At 61.2% G+C, this 15,411-nt stretch carries 18 protein-coding genes and 2 tRNA genes; 16 read left to right on the top strand and 4 right to left on the bottom strand.

Features of this window, described 5'->3' with window-relative positions; genetic code table 11:
• The first annotated feature begins 2 nt into the window (after positions 1-2).
• From tolA to H6X51_RS07545, 7 genes are all read left to right on the top strand, one after another.
• Positions 3-1,022 (top strand): cell envelope integrity protein TolA, encoded by a 1,020-nt coding sequence (gene tolA / locus H6X51_RS07515; RefSeq protein WP_185266975.1) that lies wholly within the window; start codon positions 3-5, stop codon positions 1,020-1,022.
• Positions 1,022-2,320, top strand: a complete 1,299-nt coding sequence (tolB, locus tag H6X51_RS07520) for a Tol-Pal system beta propeller repeat protein TolB (RefSeq protein WP_185266918.1) — start codon at positions 1,022-1,024, stop codon at positions 2,318-2,320. Before tolA ends, tolB begins: the two co-directional genes overlap by 1 nt.
• 44 nt (positions 2,321-2,364) lie before the next feature.
• Positions 2,365-2,868 carry a peptidoglycan-associated lipoprotein Pal gene (gene pal, locus H6X51_RS07525; RefSeq protein WP_185266919.1) on the top strand — a complete coding sequence of 168 codons (504 nt, stop codon included), beginning with the start codon at positions 2,365-2,367 and terminating at the stop codon, positions 2,866-2,868.
• 8 nt (positions 2,869-2,876) lie between these two features.
• Entirely contained in the window at positions 2,877-3,692 is an 816-nt protein-coding gene (ybgF, locus tag H6X51_RS07530; RefSeq protein ID WP_185266920.1) for a tol-pal system protein YbgF, read from the top strand.
• A gap of 75 nt (positions 3,693-3,767) precedes the next feature.
• Positions 3,768-3,843: transfer RNA gene (locus H6X51_RS07535), tRNA-Lys, on the top strand.
• A 277-nt stretch (positions 3,844-4,120) separates the two neighbouring features.
• Positions 4,121-4,579, top strand: a complete 459-nt coding sequence (locus H6X51_RS07540) for a ferritin-like domain-containing protein (RefSeq protein WP_185266921.1) — start codon at positions 4,121-4,123, stop codon at positions 4,577-4,579.
• 15 nt (positions 4,580-4,594) lie between these two features.
• Positions 4,595-5,650 carry a DNA topoisomerase IB gene (locus H6X51_RS07545; protein WP_185266922.1) on the top strand — a complete coding sequence of 352 codons (1,056 nt, stop codon included), beginning with the start codon at positions 4,595-4,597 and terminating at the stop codon, positions 5,648-5,650.
• On the opposite strand, the gene H6X51_RS07550 is transcribed toward H6X51_RS07545, so the two are convergent.
• Positions 5,642-6,280: a Yip1 family protein gene (locus H6X51_RS07550; protein WP_185266923.1), complete on the bottom strand. Its 639-nt coding sequence runs from the start codon at positions 6,278-6,280 to the stop codon at positions 5,642-5,644. The genes H6X51_RS07545 and H6X51_RS07550 overlap by 9 nt on opposite strands.
• A 151-nt stretch (positions 6,281-6,431) precedes the next feature.
• Here H6X51_RS07550 and nadA point away from each other — a divergent pair, with 151 nt between their 5' ends.
• Entirely contained in the window at positions 6,432-7,466 is a 1,035-nt protein-coding gene (gene nadA / locus H6X51_RS07555; RefSeq protein ID WP_185266924.1) for a quinolinate synthase NadA, read from the top strand.
• 13 nt (positions 7,467-7,479) lie between these two features.
• On the opposite strand, the gene H6X51_RS07560 is transcribed toward nadA, so the two are convergent.
• Positions 7,480-8,883: a M48 family metalloprotease gene (locus tag H6X51_RS07560; protein ID WP_185266976.1), complete on the bottom strand. Its 1,404-nt coding sequence runs from the start codon at positions 8,881-8,883 to the stop codon at positions 7,480-7,482.
• A gap of 142 nt (positions 8,884-9,025) precedes the next feature.
• Between H6X51_RS07560 and H6X51_RS07565 the strand changes: the two genes are divergently transcribed.
• The gene (locus H6X51_RS07565) at positions 9,026-9,283 is read left to right on the top strand and encodes a sulfurtransferase TusA family protein (RefSeq protein WP_185266925.1); all 258 of its coding nucleotides are present in this window, start codon (positions 9,026-9,028) and stop codon (positions 9,281-9,283) included.
• Positions 9,284-9,339: 56 nt separating this feature from the next.
• On the opposite strand, the gene H6X51_RS07570 is transcribed toward H6X51_RS07565, so the two are convergent.
• Together H6X51_RS07570 and H6X51_RS07575 are read right to left on the bottom strand one after the other, a co-directional pair.
• Positions 9,340-9,807: a peroxiredoxin gene (locus H6X51_RS07570; RefSeq protein WP_185266926.1), complete on the bottom strand. Its 468-nt coding sequence runs from the start codon at positions 9,805-9,807 to the stop codon at positions 9,340-9,342.
• A gap of 19 nt (positions 9,808-9,826) precedes the next feature.
• Positions 9,827-10,384, bottom strand: coding sequence for a glycine cleavage system protein R (locus tag H6X51_RS07575; RefSeq protein WP_185266927.1), 558 nt, complete (start codon positions 10,382-10,384; stop codon positions 9,827-9,829).
• A 199-nt stretch (positions 10,385-10,583) separates the two neighbouring features.
• On the opposite strand from H6X51_RS07575, the gene dapA reads away from it, so the two are divergent.
• The 7 genes from dapA to hepT all read left to right on the top strand — a co-directional run bounded on the left by dapA (position 10,584) and on the right by hepT (position 15,381).
• Positions 10,584-11,459, top strand: coding sequence for a 4-hydroxy-tetrahydrodipicolinate synthase (dapA, locus tag H6X51_RS07580; RefSeq protein ID WP_185266928.1), 876 nt, complete (start codon positions 10,584-10,586; stop codon positions 11,457-11,459).
• A 32-nt stretch (positions 11,460-11,491) separates the two neighbouring features.
• On the top strand, positions 11,492-12,595 hold the full coding sequence (gene bamC, locus H6X51_RS07585; protein WP_185266929.1) for an outer membrane protein assembly factor BamC: 1,104 nt from the start codon (positions 11,492-11,494) through the stop codon (positions 12,593-12,595).
• A 13-nt stretch (positions 12,596-12,608) separates the two neighbouring features.
• Positions 12,609-13,409, top strand: a complete 801-nt coding sequence (locus tag H6X51_RS07590) for an MBL fold metallo-hydrolase (RefSeq protein WP_185266930.1) — start codon at positions 12,609-12,611, stop codon at positions 13,407-13,409.
• A complete protein-coding gene (purC, locus tag H6X51_RS07595) occupies positions 13,409-14,122 on the top strand; it encodes a phosphoribosylaminoimidazolesuccinocarboxamide synthase (protein ID WP_185266931.1) in 714 nt (237 codons plus the stop codon). The genes H6X51_RS07590 and purC overlap by 1 nt, the downstream gene beginning before the upstream one ends.
• Before the next feature lie 44 nt (positions 14,123-14,166).
• Positions 14,167-14,256: transfer RNA gene (locus tag H6X51_RS07600), tRNA-Ser, on the top strand.
• 308 nt (positions 14,257-14,564) lie between these two features.
• The gene (mntA, locus tag H6X51_RS07605; protein ID WP_185266932.1) at positions 14,565-14,957 is read left to right on the top strand and encodes a type VII toxin-antitoxin system MntA family adenylyltransferase antitoxin; all 393 of its coding nucleotides are present in this window, start codon (positions 14,565-14,567) and stop codon (positions 14,955-14,957) included.
• Complete coding sequence (gene hepT, locus H6X51_RS07610; protein ID WP_185266933.1) at positions 14,950-15,381, top strand: type VII toxin-antitoxin system HepT family RNase toxin; 432 nt, start codon at positions 14,950-14,952, stop codon at positions 15,379-15,381. The genes mntA and hepT overlap by 8 nt, the downstream gene beginning before the upstream one ends.
• Positions 15,382-15,411: the final 30 nt, after the last annotated feature.

Consider the following 15,411-nt stretch of genomic DNA (forward strand, 5'->3'; position numbering starts at 1 on the left):
CTATGCCGGAATCGCGCCAGGATCGTCTCACCGCGCCGGTGATCAAAGCGCTGGGGCTGCACCTGCTGGTGCTGCTCCTGCTGTTCGTGTCATTCAGCACGGCGCCGCAGTTCGAGCCGGCCAAGCCGATCGTGCAAGCCACTCTGGTACAGCTGAACTCGAAGAGCCCGGCAACCACCCAGACCGATCAGAAGATCGCCGGCGAAGCCGAGCGTACCGCGGCCCAGCGGCATGAGGCCGAGGAGTTGCAGCGCCAGCAGGAGAAGCAGCAACAGGAGCAGGAGGCGGCGCGCCGTGCTGCCGCCGAGCAGGAGCGCCAGGCCGCCGCAGCCACAGCCGCGGCCAAGGCAGCGGAAGACAAGGCAGCTGAGGAACGTCGGCAGGCTGAGCAGGTCGAAAGGCAGAAGGCGGAGGAGGCCAAGCGCAAGGCTGACGCAGCGAAGAAGCTGGCTGAAGAAGAGGCGGCGAAGAAGGCCGCCGAGGAAGCAGCCAAGCGCAAGGCGGCCGAGGAAGAGGCTAAACGCAAGGAAGAGGAAGCCAGGCGCCGCGCAGCGGAAGAGAAGCGCAAGGCCGATGAGGCGGCCAAGAAGGCGGAGGCCGATCGTGTGGCCCGGCTCAAGCGCGAGCAGGAGGAAGCCAAGGCCAAGGCGCTGGCCGACCTGCTGGCCAGCGAGACACAGTACCAGCGGGCACAGGCCGACCAGGTGGGTGATGAAGTGGCCGCCAGCTATGATGACGTTATCCGCCGTTACGTCAGCGAGCAATGGCGACGTCCGCCTACCGCGCGTAATGGCATGGTCGTCGAAGTACGCATCAGCATGCTGCCATCGGGTGATATCACCGATGCGGTCATCCTGCGCTCCAGTGGTGACGCCGGTTTTGACCAGTCGGCACTGCAGGCGGTACGGAATGTGGGTCGCATTCCGGAAATGCAACAGCTGTCCAGGGAAAGTCCGGCAACCTTCGATCGTTTGTACAGACAGCGTACCTTGCGCTTCAAACCAGAGGATTTGGCATTTTGATGAACACAATGAAGTACTGGCTGACATGTGCTGCCATGCTGCTGCTGGCTCAGGTCGCCCTGGCCCAGGAGGCCATCGAAATCACCCGGGGCAGCGACCGGGCCACGCCTATTGCGGTAGTCCCCTTCGGCTGGCAGGGCAGTACCCCGCTGGCCGAGGACCTGGCTGAAATCACCGGCAATGATCTGCGCAACTCCGGCATGTTCCAGCCCTTTGCCCGGGAAAACATGCTCAGCCATCCCACCCGCGCCGAGGAGATATTCCCGCGGGACTGGAAGATGCTGGGTGTGGAGTATGTGCTGGCCGGGCAGGTAACCGGCAGCGCCGAGGGCTATCAGGTGCAATACCACCTGTACAATGTGGCGCGGGAACAGGTTCTGCTGTCACGCACTGTCAGCGGCACCCAGAACCAATTGCGCGATATGGCCCACCGGGTCAGCGACGAGGTGTTCGAGCATATCACCGGTATCAAGGGCGCCTTCAGCACCAAGCTGCTGTATGTGGCTGCCGAGCGTTTCTCCGCTGACAATATCCGCTATACTCTGCAGCGTGCGGATTACGATGGTGCGCGTACGGTTACCCTGTTGCAATCGCGGGAGCCGATCTTGACGCCGTCCTACGCCCCGGATGGGCAGCGTATCGCCTATGTTTCGTTCGAATCGCGACGCCCGGAAATCTTCGTGCATTACATCCAGACCGGTCGGCGTGAGCGTATCACCAGTTTTGAGGGTCTGAACGGTGCCCCGGCCTGGTCACCGGATGGAAAGCGCCTGGCATTTGTCCTGTCACGTGACGGCAACCCGGAAATTTACGTCATGGATATGGATAGCAAGCAGATGCGCCGGGTAACCAACCACTATGCGATTGATACCGAGCCGACCTGGCTGGACAACAATACGCTGGTGTTCACCTCCGATCGCGGGGGGCGGCCACAGATATACAAGCAGAACTTGAATAGCGGCACTACAGAACGCCTGACCTTTGTCGGCAACTATAATGCCAATGCCAAACTGTCAGTTGATGGGCGGACCATGGTCATGGTCCATCGCCAGGATGGCTACCGGAATTTTCATATTGCAACTCAGGATCTGGAAAGGGGCAATCTGAAAGTTTTAACAGAAACGTCGTTGGATGAGTCGCCTACTGTCGCACCTAACGGCACTATGTTAATTTACGCTACCCGTCAACAGGGACGGGGTGTACTTATGCTGGTTTCGACCAATGGTCGTGCACGGTCGGAGATTCCGACGAAGTTCACAGACCTGCGCGTACCATCATGGTCCCCATACCTGCCATAGGGTATACCAATACTAAACCATACGGGGTTTATCAGGAGTCTATGATGGAAGTTATCAAGTTCGGCAAGTTTGCAGCACTGGTTGTCGCTTTCGGCGTTGTGGTTGGTTGTTCTTCCAAGGGCGGTGATGCAGCTGGCACAGGTGCAGTCGACCCGAACGCTGGCTATGGCAGCTCCACTTCTTCCACTTCTGGCAGCAGTGTCAGCAGCGAAGAAGCGGCCCTGCGCGCCATCACCACTTTCTACTTCGAGTTCGACAGCTCCGAGCTGAAGCCTGAAGCCATGCGCGCCCTGGATGTACATTCCAAGGACCTCAAGGCCCAAGGCAACCGCGTAGCGCTGGAAGGCCACACCGACGAGCGTGGTACTCGCGAGTACAACATGGCTCTGGGTGAGCGTCGTGCCGCTGCCGTTCAGCGTTACCTGGTTCTGCAGGGCGTGTCTCCTGCTCAACTGGAGCTGATCTCCTACGGTGAGGAAAAGCCGGCCGCCACTGGTTCCAGCGAAGAAGCCTGGGCCCAGAACCGTCGCGTAGAACTGCGTAAGTAAGAGGTCGCATGAAAGGGTATCAGGGATTCGTACTGGGTTGTCTGCTATTGCCGGCTGCGGCACTGGCTCAGGTTCCGGTAATGGAAGGCAGTTCGGGCAACAATGCCCGCAACTACCCGCAGGCGCAGGCCCAGTCGCTGCCTGATACCCGATCTTCCTCGGCTGGCCTTTCAATGGAAGGCCAGCTCATGCAACAGCTGTATCAGATGCAGCAGGAAGTCTCCATGCTGCGCGGCCTGCTGGAAGAGCAGGAGCATCGACTGAAGAAGTTGGAAAAGGATCAGCTTGATCGCTATCAGGATCTTGATCGCCGACTTTCCATGATTTCCACAGGTTCGTCTGCGCCGACCAGGCCGAACGGATCTGCCGGCGAGCACAGCCTGCCGCCGATAACGCCAGCGCCCAATGGCGAGCGTGCCGATCAGGCTGGCGAGCAGCCCGCCGACCCGGCGCGGGAAAAACTGCTGTATGAAGCTGCCTTCGACCAGGTCAAGGCGAGGGACTTCGAAAAGGCGGAAATGGCTTTCAATGCCTTTCTGCGGCGTTACCCCAACAGCGAGTACGCCGGCAATGCCCAGTACTGGCTGGGCGAGGTGTATCTGGTACAGGCGGACCTGGATTCCGCCGGGCAGGCTTTTGCCAAGGTCATCAGCCAGTATGCCGGACACCGCAAGGAGGCTGACGCACTGTACAAGCTCGCGGAAGTGGAGCGGCGGCTGGGCAACCGGGACAAGGCTGTACAGCTTTATCAGGAAGTCCTCAGCAAGCACCCCGATGCGTCCGCAGCCCAGCTGGCGCGGCGTGAGCTGAATGCCTTGCAGTAACGGCACCGGCCTGCAAAAAAATAAAAAAATTTCTTGAGTTTCTTATTCAAATCAGTAAGATATCGCGCATCCAACGGGTCGTTAGCTCAGTTGGTAGAGCAGTTGGCTTTTAACCAATTGGTCGTAGGTTCGAATCCTACACGACCCACCATCTCTTGCCGCAAATGCGGCATTCTGGCCGGCAGGCCGCCCTGTTCACAAGCTTAAGCACACCCCGGTATTTTCCTGTCGAATCGTTGCAGCTTCTGTTCGGCTGCTCGTTTTTGGTTTGATACCTCCCGCTCCCGTCATGACCTTTGCGCCCCGATGCGTTCGATGCCGGCCGGCCCGGTGTGCAGTGTGCTGCTGGTGAAATTAGGTTGAACCACCGTTCCGGCGCTACGGTCCCTTGTTTACCACTCACTTGCAATACCCGTAGGAGCTACTTCATGAGCACCGATTCGAAAGAAGTGATTTCCACCCTGAACGACCTGATCGAAACCTGCAAGGATGGTGAGGAAGGCTTTCGCGTTTGCGCCGAGGACATCAAGCGGCCGGAATTGAAAACCCTGTTTACCCAGCGTTCCACCGAGTGCGCGCAGGCGGCTCAGGAGCTGCAGGCGATCGTCATTCGCCTGGGCGGCGACCCCGAGGACAGCACCAGTGTGGCCGGAGACCTGCATCGCCGCTGGGTAGACCTCAAGTCGCTGGTTACCGGCAAGAATGATGAGGCGATACTCAACGAGTGCGAGCGTGGCGAGGATGTGGCCAAGAAGAGCTATCGCAAGGCGCTGGAAAAGACATTGCCCGCCGATATCCGCGATGTGGTGCAGCGCCAGTATGATGGCGTGCTGCGCAACCATGACCAGGTGAAGATGCTGCGCGACGCCGAGCGTGCCCGCAGCTGACGCGGCATAGCCTACATGAAGCCGGCGCCAGCTGCCGTGGCGGCCGCCACCAGTTGCCCGCCGGCGCTTCACTACGTCACCGACAATACGCCAGGCTACGGCCGTACCATCGTCAAGGGTAAAGCTGTCTATTTCGATGAGAAGGGGCAGCGCATAGGCGACCGCCAGATCATCGCCCGTCTCGATTCGCTGGCCATTCCTCCGGCCTACCGTGAGGTGTGGATCTGCACTGATCCATTGGGCCACCTGCAGGCCACCGGACGCGATGACCGGGGCCGCAAGCAATACCGCTATCACCCGCTCTGGCGGGAAATCCGTGATACCGCCAAGTATGATCGTCTGCTGGCTTTCGGCAACGCGCTGCCGCGCTTGCGTCGGGAGTTGGACCGGCGCTTGAGAGCCCGCAGCCTCAGTCGCGACCGGGTGGTTGCCGGAGTGATCATGCTGCTGGATGAAACCTGCATCCGGGTCGGTAATCCGGAATATACCCGACACAACAAATCCTACGGCCTGACTACCTTGCGCAACCGTCATGTGAAGGTGCGCGGGGATAATATCCGTTTCCAGTTTCGTGGCAAGAGCGGTATAGAGCAGCAGGTGAGTCTGCGCCACCCCCGTCTGGCCAGGATCCTGCGTCGTTGCCGCGAGCTGCCAGGCCAGCACCTGTTCCAGTATCTGGGCGATGATGGTCAGCCGTGTGCGATCAGCTCATCGGATATCAATGCCTGCCTGCGGGAGCTGACCGGGGCGGACTTCACCGCCAAGGACTATCGCACCTGGGCCGGCAGTGTGCTGGCGCTGGCCTGCCTGCGGGACAGACTGGCCGAGGGGCAGGCGCCGAGCAAGCAGGCGGTGGTCGAGGTGGTGAAGGAGGTGGCCGGGCAGTTGGGCAATACGCCGGCGGTATGTCGCAAATGCTATATCCATCCGGCGATCATCGAGGCGTTCCTGGATGCTGATCTCGGCAATATCCGCTGGAGTGCCGGCCGGAGCCGGCGGCGCTGGCTCAAGCCGGAAGAGGTCGATCTGCTGCTGTTCCTGCGTGATTGCCCGGCTGATCGGTCAGGGTAGTCGCTGCTGGTCGCGCTGTTCCTCGATACCCTGGTATTCACCGGGCGGGGAGACCGCACGCCAGCTTTCCAGGTAGAACACGCCAATGCTGACGATGGCCAGCATGCCGGCACCGATGATGCAGGCACCATAGAAGTAGGCCTTGTCCTGATGCAGACGCATGAAGTGCGGCAAGCCGAAATACAGCTGCAGGGCGGAGAACGCCGCTGCTATCGGCAGTACCAGCAGCACCAGCCAGCGCTCGGGATACAGGGCGGCCAGCCCGGCCAGCATGAAGGGCACCGAGAGGAAGGTGGCGAAGGCGATACCATGCAGCGCGGAAGGGCGGAACGGTGTGCGAAACAGTACCCAACGCACGATATAGCCCATGACGATGGCATTGGTGACAAAGGCCAGCCAGACCGCGACTGCCAGCAGGGAGGCACTGGTGCTGCTGAGGAAGTGGCGCTTCTCCGAGCCGAACAGCGCCCAGCCGGCCACGCTGCTGCCATAGTAGACGCACAGGGCGGGAATCAGCGAGCCGATCAGAAGTACCGGGATGAAGCCGTAGGGGCTGTGTTCAACGCTGTCATGGATGCGCTGCCAGGTGCTGCGTGGCGCATAGAACAGGCCGGGGACGTATGTGAACATGGGGCACCTGTTTTTCTTGGGGGCTTGTAGTTCTTGACTGGGGGCGCCGGGGATAGTTCCGGTTGGCTTGGCCGGGGCTTTTCCTTGCGCATCGGTACAAGTCGGCGGTCGTGGTATGATGTGGCCATTCTGTTCCCGGAGGGGTTGTTAGATGTCTCAGATTTCCGAAAGGTTGCTGGTGCAGGCCCATCTGGCCGCAAAGCAGCCTGCCCCGCTGACCGATGCCGAGAAGTCCGATTACAAGGCTCGCATCGCGGCGGCGCTGAAGGCGCACGATGCCGTGCTGGTTGCGCACTACTACACTGATCCGCTGCTGCAGGAGCTGGCAGAGGAGACTGGCGGCTGCGTTTCCGATTCCCTGGAAATGGCCCGTTTCGGCAAGAACCATCCGGCGACCACCCTGGTGGTGGCCGGCGTACGCTTCATGGGTGAAACCGCGAAGATCCTCAGTCCCGAGAAGCGGGTGCTGATGCCCACGCTGGATGCCACCTGCTCGCTGGATATCGGTTGCCCGATCGACGAGTTTTCCGCCTTTTGCGACCAGCACCCGGATCGCACCGTGGTGGTCTATGCCAATACCTCGGCGGCGGTCAAGGCGCGTGCCGATTGGGTGGTGACCTCCAGTTGCGCGCTGCCCATCGTCGAGAGTCTGATGGACAAGGGCGAGAAGATCCTGTGGGCGCCGGACAAGCACCTGGGCGGTTATATCCAGAAGCAGACCGGGGCCGACATGCTGCTGTGGGATGGCGCTTGCATCGTGCATGAGGAGTTCAAGGCCAAGGCTTTGCTGGATCTCAAGGCGGTGTATCCGGAAGCGGCGATCCTGGTGCACCCGGAGTCACCGGCCTCGGTGGTCGAGCTGGCCGATGTGGTCGGTTCCACCAGCCAGTTGATCCGGGCCACGCAGGAGTTGCCGAATCCGACCTTCATCGTGGCGACCGACAAGGGTATCTTCTACAAGATGCAGCAGGCTGCGCCTGACCGTCGTCTGATCGATGCGCCTACCGCCGGTGACGGCGCCACCTGCCGCAGTTGCGCCAACTGCCCGTGGATGGCGATGAATACCCTGCCGCGTCTGCTGCAGAGCCTGGAGCAGGGCACCAATGAAATCCTGGTTCCGGAGCAGTTGATCCCCGCGGCGGTGCGTCCGCTGCAACGGATGCTCGACTTCACCGCTGCGCTCTGAGCAGAGGCTCTGCTCAGAAGTTCTTGAGAATCTCCCGCCGACGCGCGATTTCATCCTTGCGTGCGTTGATGCGGGAGCTGATCACGAAGTTGTCGCCGGCGCGCTTGAGGGCCTGGTCGAGCTGCTGCTCGGCCTGGTCCAGATCCCCTGCCAACATGAAATACTCCGCGCGAGCCTGGTGCACACCGAGGATGTTCTTGGCCAGCCCGCGTATTTCCGATACCAGATACCACACATCCGGATCATCGCTGCGCAGACGTGCCAGTCGATCGGTGACCTGTTCTGCGGCGCGGTAGTCGCGCTGGCGCAACAGCACATCGGCCTTGGCATTGAGCAGCGGATAGTTGTCGGGCTGGGTGCGCAGTAACTGGTCGAGGCGGGTCAGGGCCTGGTCCAGGCGGTTGCGGCTGCTGTCCAGTTCGACCTGGGCCAGTTGCACGGCGATATTGTCCGGATGCTCGGCCAGCAGGGGTTCCAGTTCCTGTTCGGCGGTGTCCAGCTGGCCGCTGCGGATCAATGCCAGTACCAGGCCGTAACGGGCTGCGGCATGTTCGCCGTCATGTTCCTCCAGCAGCGCACGGAAGCGTTGTGCGGCCAGGCCGGGACTGTCTTCATAGAACAGCTGCACACGGGCGCGCATCATCTGATAGTACAAACTGTCACGGCGACCGTCGCTGCTGAGCTGCCCGGCACGGTTGCGCGAGTCGGCGATCCGCGACTGGCTGACCGGGTGGGTCAGCAGGAATTCCGGGGGCGTCTGGCTGAAACGGCTGAGCCGGGCCAGCCGCTCAAACATATCCGGCATGGCATTGGGATCATAACCGGCACCCTTGAGGTTGAGCAGGCCGATACGATCGGCTTCCTGCTCGTTCTGACGCGAGAAGCGGCGCTGCTCCTGGATGGCGGCGGCCTGGGTCGAGGCCAGTGCCGCGAAACCGGCATCGCCACCGCCGCTGGCGGCAAGGATGATACTGGCGAGCATGGCGGTCATCAGCGGGATGCGGGTCTGCTGTTGTTGCTCCAGCCCGCGGGCAAAATGGCGTTGGGACAGGTGAGCCAGTTCGTGGGCCATGACCGAGGCGAACTCGGCCTCGCTATGAGCGTGCAGGAACAGCCCGCCATTGACCCCGATAACCCCGCCGGGCGCGGCGAAGGCGTTGAGCTGGGGGCTGTCGATGGCGACGAAGGTCAGCCGCCGGTCATCCAGCTGGCTGGTTTCGGCCAGGCTGAAGACGTGCCCCTCGACGTAATCCTTGAGCAGCGGGTCTTCCAGGGTGCGCACCGAGCCGCGCAGCATGGACAGCCAGGCACGACCGAGCTGGTACTCTTGCTCGCGGGACATAATCGAGGAGCTGGTATCGCCCAGGGACGGCAGGTTGAATTCGGCGGCGCCGACCGGTACGCCAATAACGACCATCAGTGAAAACAGCAGGACTTTGACAGGCGCTCGGACCGCTTTGATACATTGCATGGACGCACTCTAACCCTTTTTTGCCTGGATTGTCTGCTGTTCTGGGAAGGCCCTGGGTATACTCGCAGGCCAGTTGTGGAGTGTAAGCATGTTTGATGAAAAAAGTGAATTGCAGGCTGACCAGTCGGTGGATGCCCGTGGCCTGGCCTGTCCGTTGCCGCTGTTGCGCGCCAAGGTGGCGCTCAATGGCATGAATGCCGGGCAGGTGTTGCATCTGTCGGCGACCGACGCCGGCTCGCAGCGGGACATCGCCCGCTTTGCCGAGTTGGCCGGGCATGCATTGCTGCGCGCCGACGAACGGGATGGGGAGTTTCACTACTGGCTGCGCAAGGCCGGGCCGGAGTAGGGGCGGCGTACTCATCTTCGGTCGACACCGAGGATGAGTACGCCGAGAAGTATTTTCTAACCCAACTGGCGCGCCGCTTCCAGCACCTCGGCAACATGCCCGGGGACCTTCACCTTGCGCCATTCCCGGCGCAGCACGCCTTCGCGGTCGATCAGGAAGGTACTGCGCTCGATGCCTTCGTATTGCTTGCCATACAGCTGCTTCTGGCGGATCACATCGAACAGGCGGCACAGGCTTTCATCGGCATCGCTGATCAGTTCGAACGGGAAGCCCTGCTTGGCGCGGAAGTTCTCATGGGTGCGCAGACTGTCGCGCGAGACACCGAACACCAGGGTGTCGGATGCCAGGAACTGCTCATGCATGTCACGAAAGTCCTGACCTTCGGTGGTGCAGCCCGGGGTGTGGTCCTTGGGGTAGAAATAGATAACCACTTTTTTGCCGGCCAGCTCAGAGAGAGTGACGGCCTTGTCGCTGGTGGCCTGCGCTGTGAAGTCGGGCAGGGCGGAATCCACTTTGATGGTCATGACAGCCTCGTTATCGGTATCAGTGAAGCGGACGCCAGGGTTCAATCACGGCATCCAGGTTGAGTTCGTCGCAGAAATCGAGAAACTGCTCGCGCAGCCAACTGAGCTGGGTCTTTACCGGAATGGCGATGGTCAGCGTCAGGTTCAGCATGGCGGTGCCAGTATGCTGGGCCATATAGGTGAAACTGAGCATTTCCTCGATGTCGATTTCCAGGTGCTGGAAGAAGGCGCACAGCTCGGCGACCAGTTCGGGGCGCTGCGCCGCGGTCACGAAGACGTTGTAGGGCAGCGCCGAAGGGCGTTCCTCCAGCGCGCTGCTGCGATACATGGATAGCGTGAAGTGCTCGCGCTTGGCCAGCGGTGGCAGCAGCGTCTCCAGTCTTGCCAGGGCATCCCAGTTGCCGCTGACCTGCAGCAGCAGGGCGGTGCAGGTGCCATGCCGGCTCATGCGGCTGCTGACGATCAGGCAGCGCTGCTCCATGCACAGGCGGGTGAGCATGCTGGCCAGGGTAGTGGTTTGCTGCCCCATGGCATTGATCACCAGAAATTGCTCCCGGGGGCTGGGCACTGTGGACATAATATTCCTCGAAGACTGGATTGCCGGGCCGGACCGCCACTTGGGCATGCCGGCAAGCTGCCTATTGTCCCCGTCTGCTGCCGGCGGTTCAACCTCCAGTTTTTTCGCCGTTTGCCGGCTCGTAACCCCGCGTCCCTTGTGCTTGATCCATGGCGAAAGTACCATTGCGGATCAACATGTTTCTTGTGGAGCCCCTTGCATGATTTCAGGCAGCCTCGTGGCGCTGGTAACCCCTATGGATTCGCACGGCAACCTGGATTGGCAGGCGCTTGACCGTCTCATCGAATTTCATCTGGAGCAGGGCACCGACGGCATCGTCGCCGTTGGCACTTCCGGCGAGTCGGCCACGCTGGACATGGACGAGCACAAGGAAGTCATCCGCCGGGTGGTCGACCAGGTCGCCGGACGGATTCCGGTCATCGCCGGCACCGGCGCCAACTCCACCAGCGAAGCTGTGGAGCTGACCGAAGCGGCGCGCAGTGTCGGCGCCGACGCCTGTCTGCTGGTGACCCCGTACTACAACAAGCCCACCCAGGAAGGCTTGTACCAGCATTTCAAGTTCATCGCCGAGGCGGTGGCCATCCCGCAGATCCTCTATAACGTGCCCGGGCGCACCGCCTGCGACATGCTGCCGGATACCGTGGTACGGCTGGCCGATATCGATAACATCATCGGTATCAAGGAAGCCACCGGCGACCTGCAGCGGGCCCGCGAGCTGATCGAGCGGGTCGATGGGCGCATGGCGATCTATTCCGGTGACGACCCGACCGCCGTGGAACTGATCCTGCTGGGCGGCAAGGGCAATATTTCGGTCACCGCCAACGTCGCTCCCAAGGCCATGCATGACCTGTGCGCCGCTGCCCTGCGCGGCGATGCCGAGACCGCCCGCCGTTTGAACGAAATGCTCATGCCGTTGCACCAAAAGCTGTTTATCGAGTCCAACCCGATTCCGGTGAAATGGGCACTATATGAAATGGGCCTGATTGCCGATGGCCTGCGCCTGCCGTTGACCAGTCTCAGCGAAGGCTGCCAGCCGGCGGTACGCGAGGCCCTGCAGCAGTGCGGCCTGTTGTGACTCCGAGGAATCAGACAATCAAGGAATTCCAAATGAAGCCTGTGCTCAATGCACTGACGCTGGTAGTGATGGGGGTTGGCCTGAGCGGCTGCGGTTATCTGTTTGGCGAGGACGGGTATTTCCGTGACCGCGGTTCGGACTATCAGGCTGCGGTGGTCGAACCGCGCATGACCGTACCGGCCGAACTGGACAGCAAGCCGATCGGCGACCTGCTGCCGGTTCCCGGTGAGATCCGCGCCGGCGGTACCGGCAAATACCGCGTACCGCGCCCGCAGGGTTTGAGCGTCGGCGCCGATTTCAGCGAGTTTTCCCAGCAGCAGAACGGCGGCGAACGCTGGTTGCTGGCGCAGCGCGCACCCTCCGGCCTGTGGCCCCAGGTGCGCCAGTTCCTGAGTGAATACCAGGTGCCGGTGGCCCGTGAGTCCGCCACCCTGGGCGAGATGGAAACCGGTTGGCTGGCCTTCGACAGCAATGCCGACAACCCGCTGGTGCGTCGACTGCTGCCGGCGGTGGGTCTCAACCGCCGTGCCGACGGCGAGCAGCGCTTCCGCCTGCGGGTCGAGCCAGGTGTGCAGTCCGGCACCAGTGAGATCAAGGTGTTGCACATGCAGCGCAGTCAGGGCAGTGAGCGCGCCGAATGGCCTGCCACCTCGGACAACAGCAATCTCGAGCGGGCCATGCTGGCCGAGCTGGAAACCTATCTGAGCCAGACCGGTGAAGCGGACTCCGCTGCACTGTCGAGCGTCGACGAGCTGCCAGCAGCGCGGCGCAGCACACTGGAACAGGATGGTGCCGGCAACCCGGTGCTGACCCTGCAGACCGACTTCAATCGTGCCTGGGCAGCGGTAGGGCAGGCCCTGGCCAGGGCCGATATCCTGGTCGATGACCTCAACCGCAGCGCCGGTGTGTACTACGTCAATCCGCAGCAGAGCGCCAGTGACGACAAGCCGGGCTTCTTTGGCCGCCTGTTCCGTCGCGGCAAGTCGGCAGACACTACCGCGGTCCAGCGCACCCAGGTTCGCCTGACGTCGGTCGGCAACCGGGTTCAGGTCACCGTGGAAGACAGCATCGATACCAGCAGCGACTCCGGCCAGGCCAGGGAACTGCTCCGGCGGATTCACGACAACCTGAACTGAGGGCGGTCCCGAAGTGCGTTACTGCTCCCTCGGAAGCGGCAGCCGGGGCAATGCCACGCTGATCGAATACCAGCGTACCCGGTTGCTGGTGGATTGCGGCTTCAGCCTGCGCGCCACCGAACAGCGGCTGGCGCTGGCCGGGCTGAGCCCGCGACAGCTGACCGCGATCCTGGTCACCCATGAGCACTCCGACCATATCAAAGGGGTCGAGCGACTGGCCCAGCGCTACGGTCTGCCGGTGTACATGACCGCCGGTACCCGGCAGGCACTCGGTGATAGCGAGCTGCCGGTGCAGTTGATCCGCTTTGGTGAAGATTTTGTCATTGGCGATATCCAGGTCACCCCGGTGCCGGTGCCACATGACGCTCGCGAGCCCTGCCAGTTCATCTTCGACAGTGGCAGTCATCGCCTCGGCGTGCTCACTGATACCGGTACCATCACACCGCTGATCGTGGAAATGTACAGTGGCCTGGATGCGCTTTTTCTCGAAGCCAACTATGATCCGCAGATGCTGGCCAGCGGACCCTATCCGCCTTTTCTGCGGGCGCGGGTCGGGGGTAGCCTGGGGCACCTGAGCAATCAGCAGGCGGCCGGTCTGCTCGAAGCAATCGACATCAGTACCTTGCGGCACGTTGCCATTGCGCATATCAGTGAAAAGAACAACAGGCCGGAGCTGGCCCTTGGCGAGCTGTCCAGAGTGCTGGATGGCTGGTCGGGCGAGTTGCGGCTGGCAGTACAGAACCAGGGGCTGCCCTGGCAAGACATAGCAGGGCTCACCGCCCAACCTCAATTTGCCTGCATCGGGAGCCGATAATGGAAAAACGCACTGAACTCTATCGCGGCAAGGCCAAGTCGGTTTACACCACCGATGATCCGGATCGCCTGATCCTGCTGTTCCGCAACGATACCTCGGCCTTCGATGGCAAGAAGATCGAACAGCTGGAACGCAAGGGGATGGTCAACAACCGCTTCAACGCCTTCATCATGCAGAAGCTGCAGGATGCCGGCATCCCGACCCAGTTCGACAAGCTGCTGTCCGACACCGAATGCCTGGTCAAGAAGCTGGACATGGTGCCGGTCGAGTGTGTGGTGCGCAACTACGCCGCTGGCAGCCTGGTCAAGCGCTTGGGCATCGAAGAGGGCAAGGAGCTGCTGCCGCCGACCTTCGAGCTGTTCCTCAAGGACGACGCCAAGGGCGACCCCTTCATCAACGAATCCCATGTCGTCACCTTCGGCTGGGCCAGCGCCGAACAGCTGCAGCGCATGCGCGAACTGACGTTCAAGGTCAACGACATCCTCAAGCAACTGTTCGATGATGCCGGCCTGCTGCTGGTGGACTTCAAGCTGGAGTTCGGTCTGTTCAAGGGCGAGATCGTTCTCGGCGACGAATTCAGTCCCGACGGCTGCCGCCTGTGGGACAAGGAAACCCGCAAGAAGATGGACAAGGACCGCTTCCGCCAGGGGCTGGGCGGTGTCATCGAGGCCTATGAAGAAGTTGCGCAAAGACTGGGCGTTCCGCTGTCTTGACCCTTTATCGGCCGCAGCGAAGCTGCTATCATGCGCGCCGACTTGGAGAGTTGCCGGAGTGGTCGAACGGGACGGATTCGAAATCCGTTGTACCCGCAAGGGTACCCAGGGTTCGAATCCCTGGCTCTCCGCCAGACGCATGAAGATCAGCCCTTGATTCCATCAGGTTTCAAGGGCTTTTTTGTGGCCAGCCATCTCTGGCGGCCACCCTTCGGGCCGCCACTGCGTGGCGTCAAAAATGGCTCCTGGCCATTTTTTGTGCCTGATCGGGGAGGGTATTGAAGACGTGTCGAGATTTTGGCTGGCCAGAAGGTCAGAGAGTCCCGCAGACGATCAGGTGCGGCCTATACTCTGTTCTACTGCCTCGCCGCCACAGCCTTTTCGCGCCGGCCTGGCTATTGTCTTGGGCTGATGCGGTTGCGGCAATTGTTCCGGGGGTGCCATGAACTCGAAAGCGGTGCTTGATATCCTGCTGCAGGCTATACCCAGCCTGTCCGCGGTGTACCTGTTTGGCAGTCAGGCTAGTGGTCATGCCGGGCCGGATAGCGACGTCGATCTGGCTATTCTTGCGGATGCGCCACCCGATGCACTGGCGTTGTGGTCGCTGTCGGGCAGGCTTGCCCAAGTACTGAACCGCCATGTCGATCTGCTGGATCTGCGGGCTGCCTCCACTGTGATGCAGTACCGCATCATCACCACGGGCGAGCGATTGTGGGTTCGAGACAGCGGGCCGTTGCTGTATGAAAGTTTCGTTCTTGGCGAAAAAACCAGACTGGACGAGGCACGCTCGGCCCTGCTGGAGGATATTCGAAAAACGGGGACTATCTATGGTTGATGATGTACTGATCAACAAGGCCGCCACCATTGAACGCTGCGTCAAGCGCGCTCATGAAGAGTACGCCAAGGAGCCTGACAGCTTTGCTGATGACCATACCCGCCAGGATGCTGCGATTCTGAATATTCAGCGCGCTTGCGAGGCCGCGCTGGATATGGGGCAGCATCTGATTCGTCGTGAGCGGCTAGGTGTGCCGCAGAGCGCTCGGGATGTATTTGCCCTGCTGGGTAGTGCGGATTGGATTGCTGCCGATCAGGTCAAGCCTTTGCAGAACATGGTTGGTTTTCGCAATATTGCCGTGCACGATTATCAGGCCCTGCAATTGCCGATAGTCGTGGCGATCATCACCCGGCATCTGAGTGATTTCACCGATTACAGCAAGCGGCTTCTGCTGCAGGATGCCAGTCGCGCCGGGCGTGATTGAGCTACGCTGCTGATTCATCCCACACAATCT

Origin of the sequence: Halopseudomonas xiamenensis, assembly GCF_014219065.1 — a bacterium.
Lineage (GTDB): Bacteria > Pseudomonadota > Gammaproteobacteria > Pseudomonadales > Pseudomonadaceae > Halopseudomonas > Halopseudomonas xiamenensis.

Coding starts and splice junctions, on each gene's coding strand:
- tolA (WP_185266975.1), top strand. CDS start 3: ATGCCGGAATCGCGCCAGGATCGTCTCACCGCGCCGGTGATCAAAGCG.
- tolB (WP_185266918.1), top strand. CDS start 1,022: ATGAACACAATGAAGTACTGGCTGACATGTGCTGCCATGCTGCTGCTG.
- pal (WP_185266919.1), top strand. CDS start 2,365: ATGGAAGTTATCAAGTTCGGCAAGTTTGCAGCACTGGTTGTCGCTTTC.
- ybgF (WP_185266920.1), top strand. CDS start 2,877: ATGAAAGGGTATCAGGGATTCGTACTGGGTTGTCTGCTATTGCCGGCT.
- H6X51_RS07540 (WP_185266921.1), top strand. CDS start 4,121: ATGAGCACCGATTCGAAAGAAGTGATTTCCACCCTGAACGACCTGATC.
- H6X51_RS07545 (WP_185266922.1), top strand. CDS start 4,595: ATGAAGCCGGCGCCAGCTGCCGTGGCGGCCGCCACCAGTTGCCCGCCG.
- H6X51_RS07550 (WP_185266923.1), bottom strand. CDS start 6,280: ATGTTCACATACGTCCCCGGCCTGTTCTATGCGCCACGCAGCACCTGG.
- nadA (WP_185266924.1), top strand. CDS start 6,432: ATGTCTCAGATTTCCGAAAGGTTGCTGGTGCAGGCCCATCTGGCCGCA.
- H6X51_RS07560 (WP_185266976.1), bottom strand. CDS start 8,883: ATGGTCGTTATTGGCGTACCGGTCGGCGCCGCCGAATTCAACCTGCCG.
- H6X51_RS07565 (WP_185266925.1), top strand. CDS start 9,026: ATGTTTGATGAAAAAAGTGAATTGCAGGCTGACCAGTCGGTGGATGCC.
- H6X51_RS07570 (WP_185266926.1), bottom strand. CDS start 9,807: ATGACCATCAAAGTGGATTCCGCCCTGCCCGACTTCACAGCGCAGGCC.
- H6X51_RS07575 (WP_185266927.1), bottom strand. CDS start 10,384: ATGTCCACAGTGCCCAGCCCCCGGGAGCAATTTCTGGTGATCAATGCC.
- dapA (WP_185266928.1), top strand. CDS start 10,584: ATGATTTCAGGCAGCCTCGTGGCGCTGGTAACCCCTATGGATTCGCAC.
- bamC (WP_185266929.1), top strand. CDS start 11,492: ATGAAGCCTGTGCTCAATGCACTGACGCTGGTAGTGATGGGGGTTGGC.
- purC (WP_185266931.1), top strand. CDS start 13,409: ATGGAAAAACGCACTGAACTCTATCGCGGCAAGGCCAAGTCGGTTTAC.
- mntA (WP_185266932.1), top strand. CDS start 14,565: ATGAACTCGAAAGCGGTGCTTGATATCCTGCTGCAGGCTATACCCAGC.
- hepT (WP_185266933.1), top strand. CDS start 14,950: ATGGTTGATGATGTACTGATCAACAAGGCCGCCACCATTGAACGCTGC.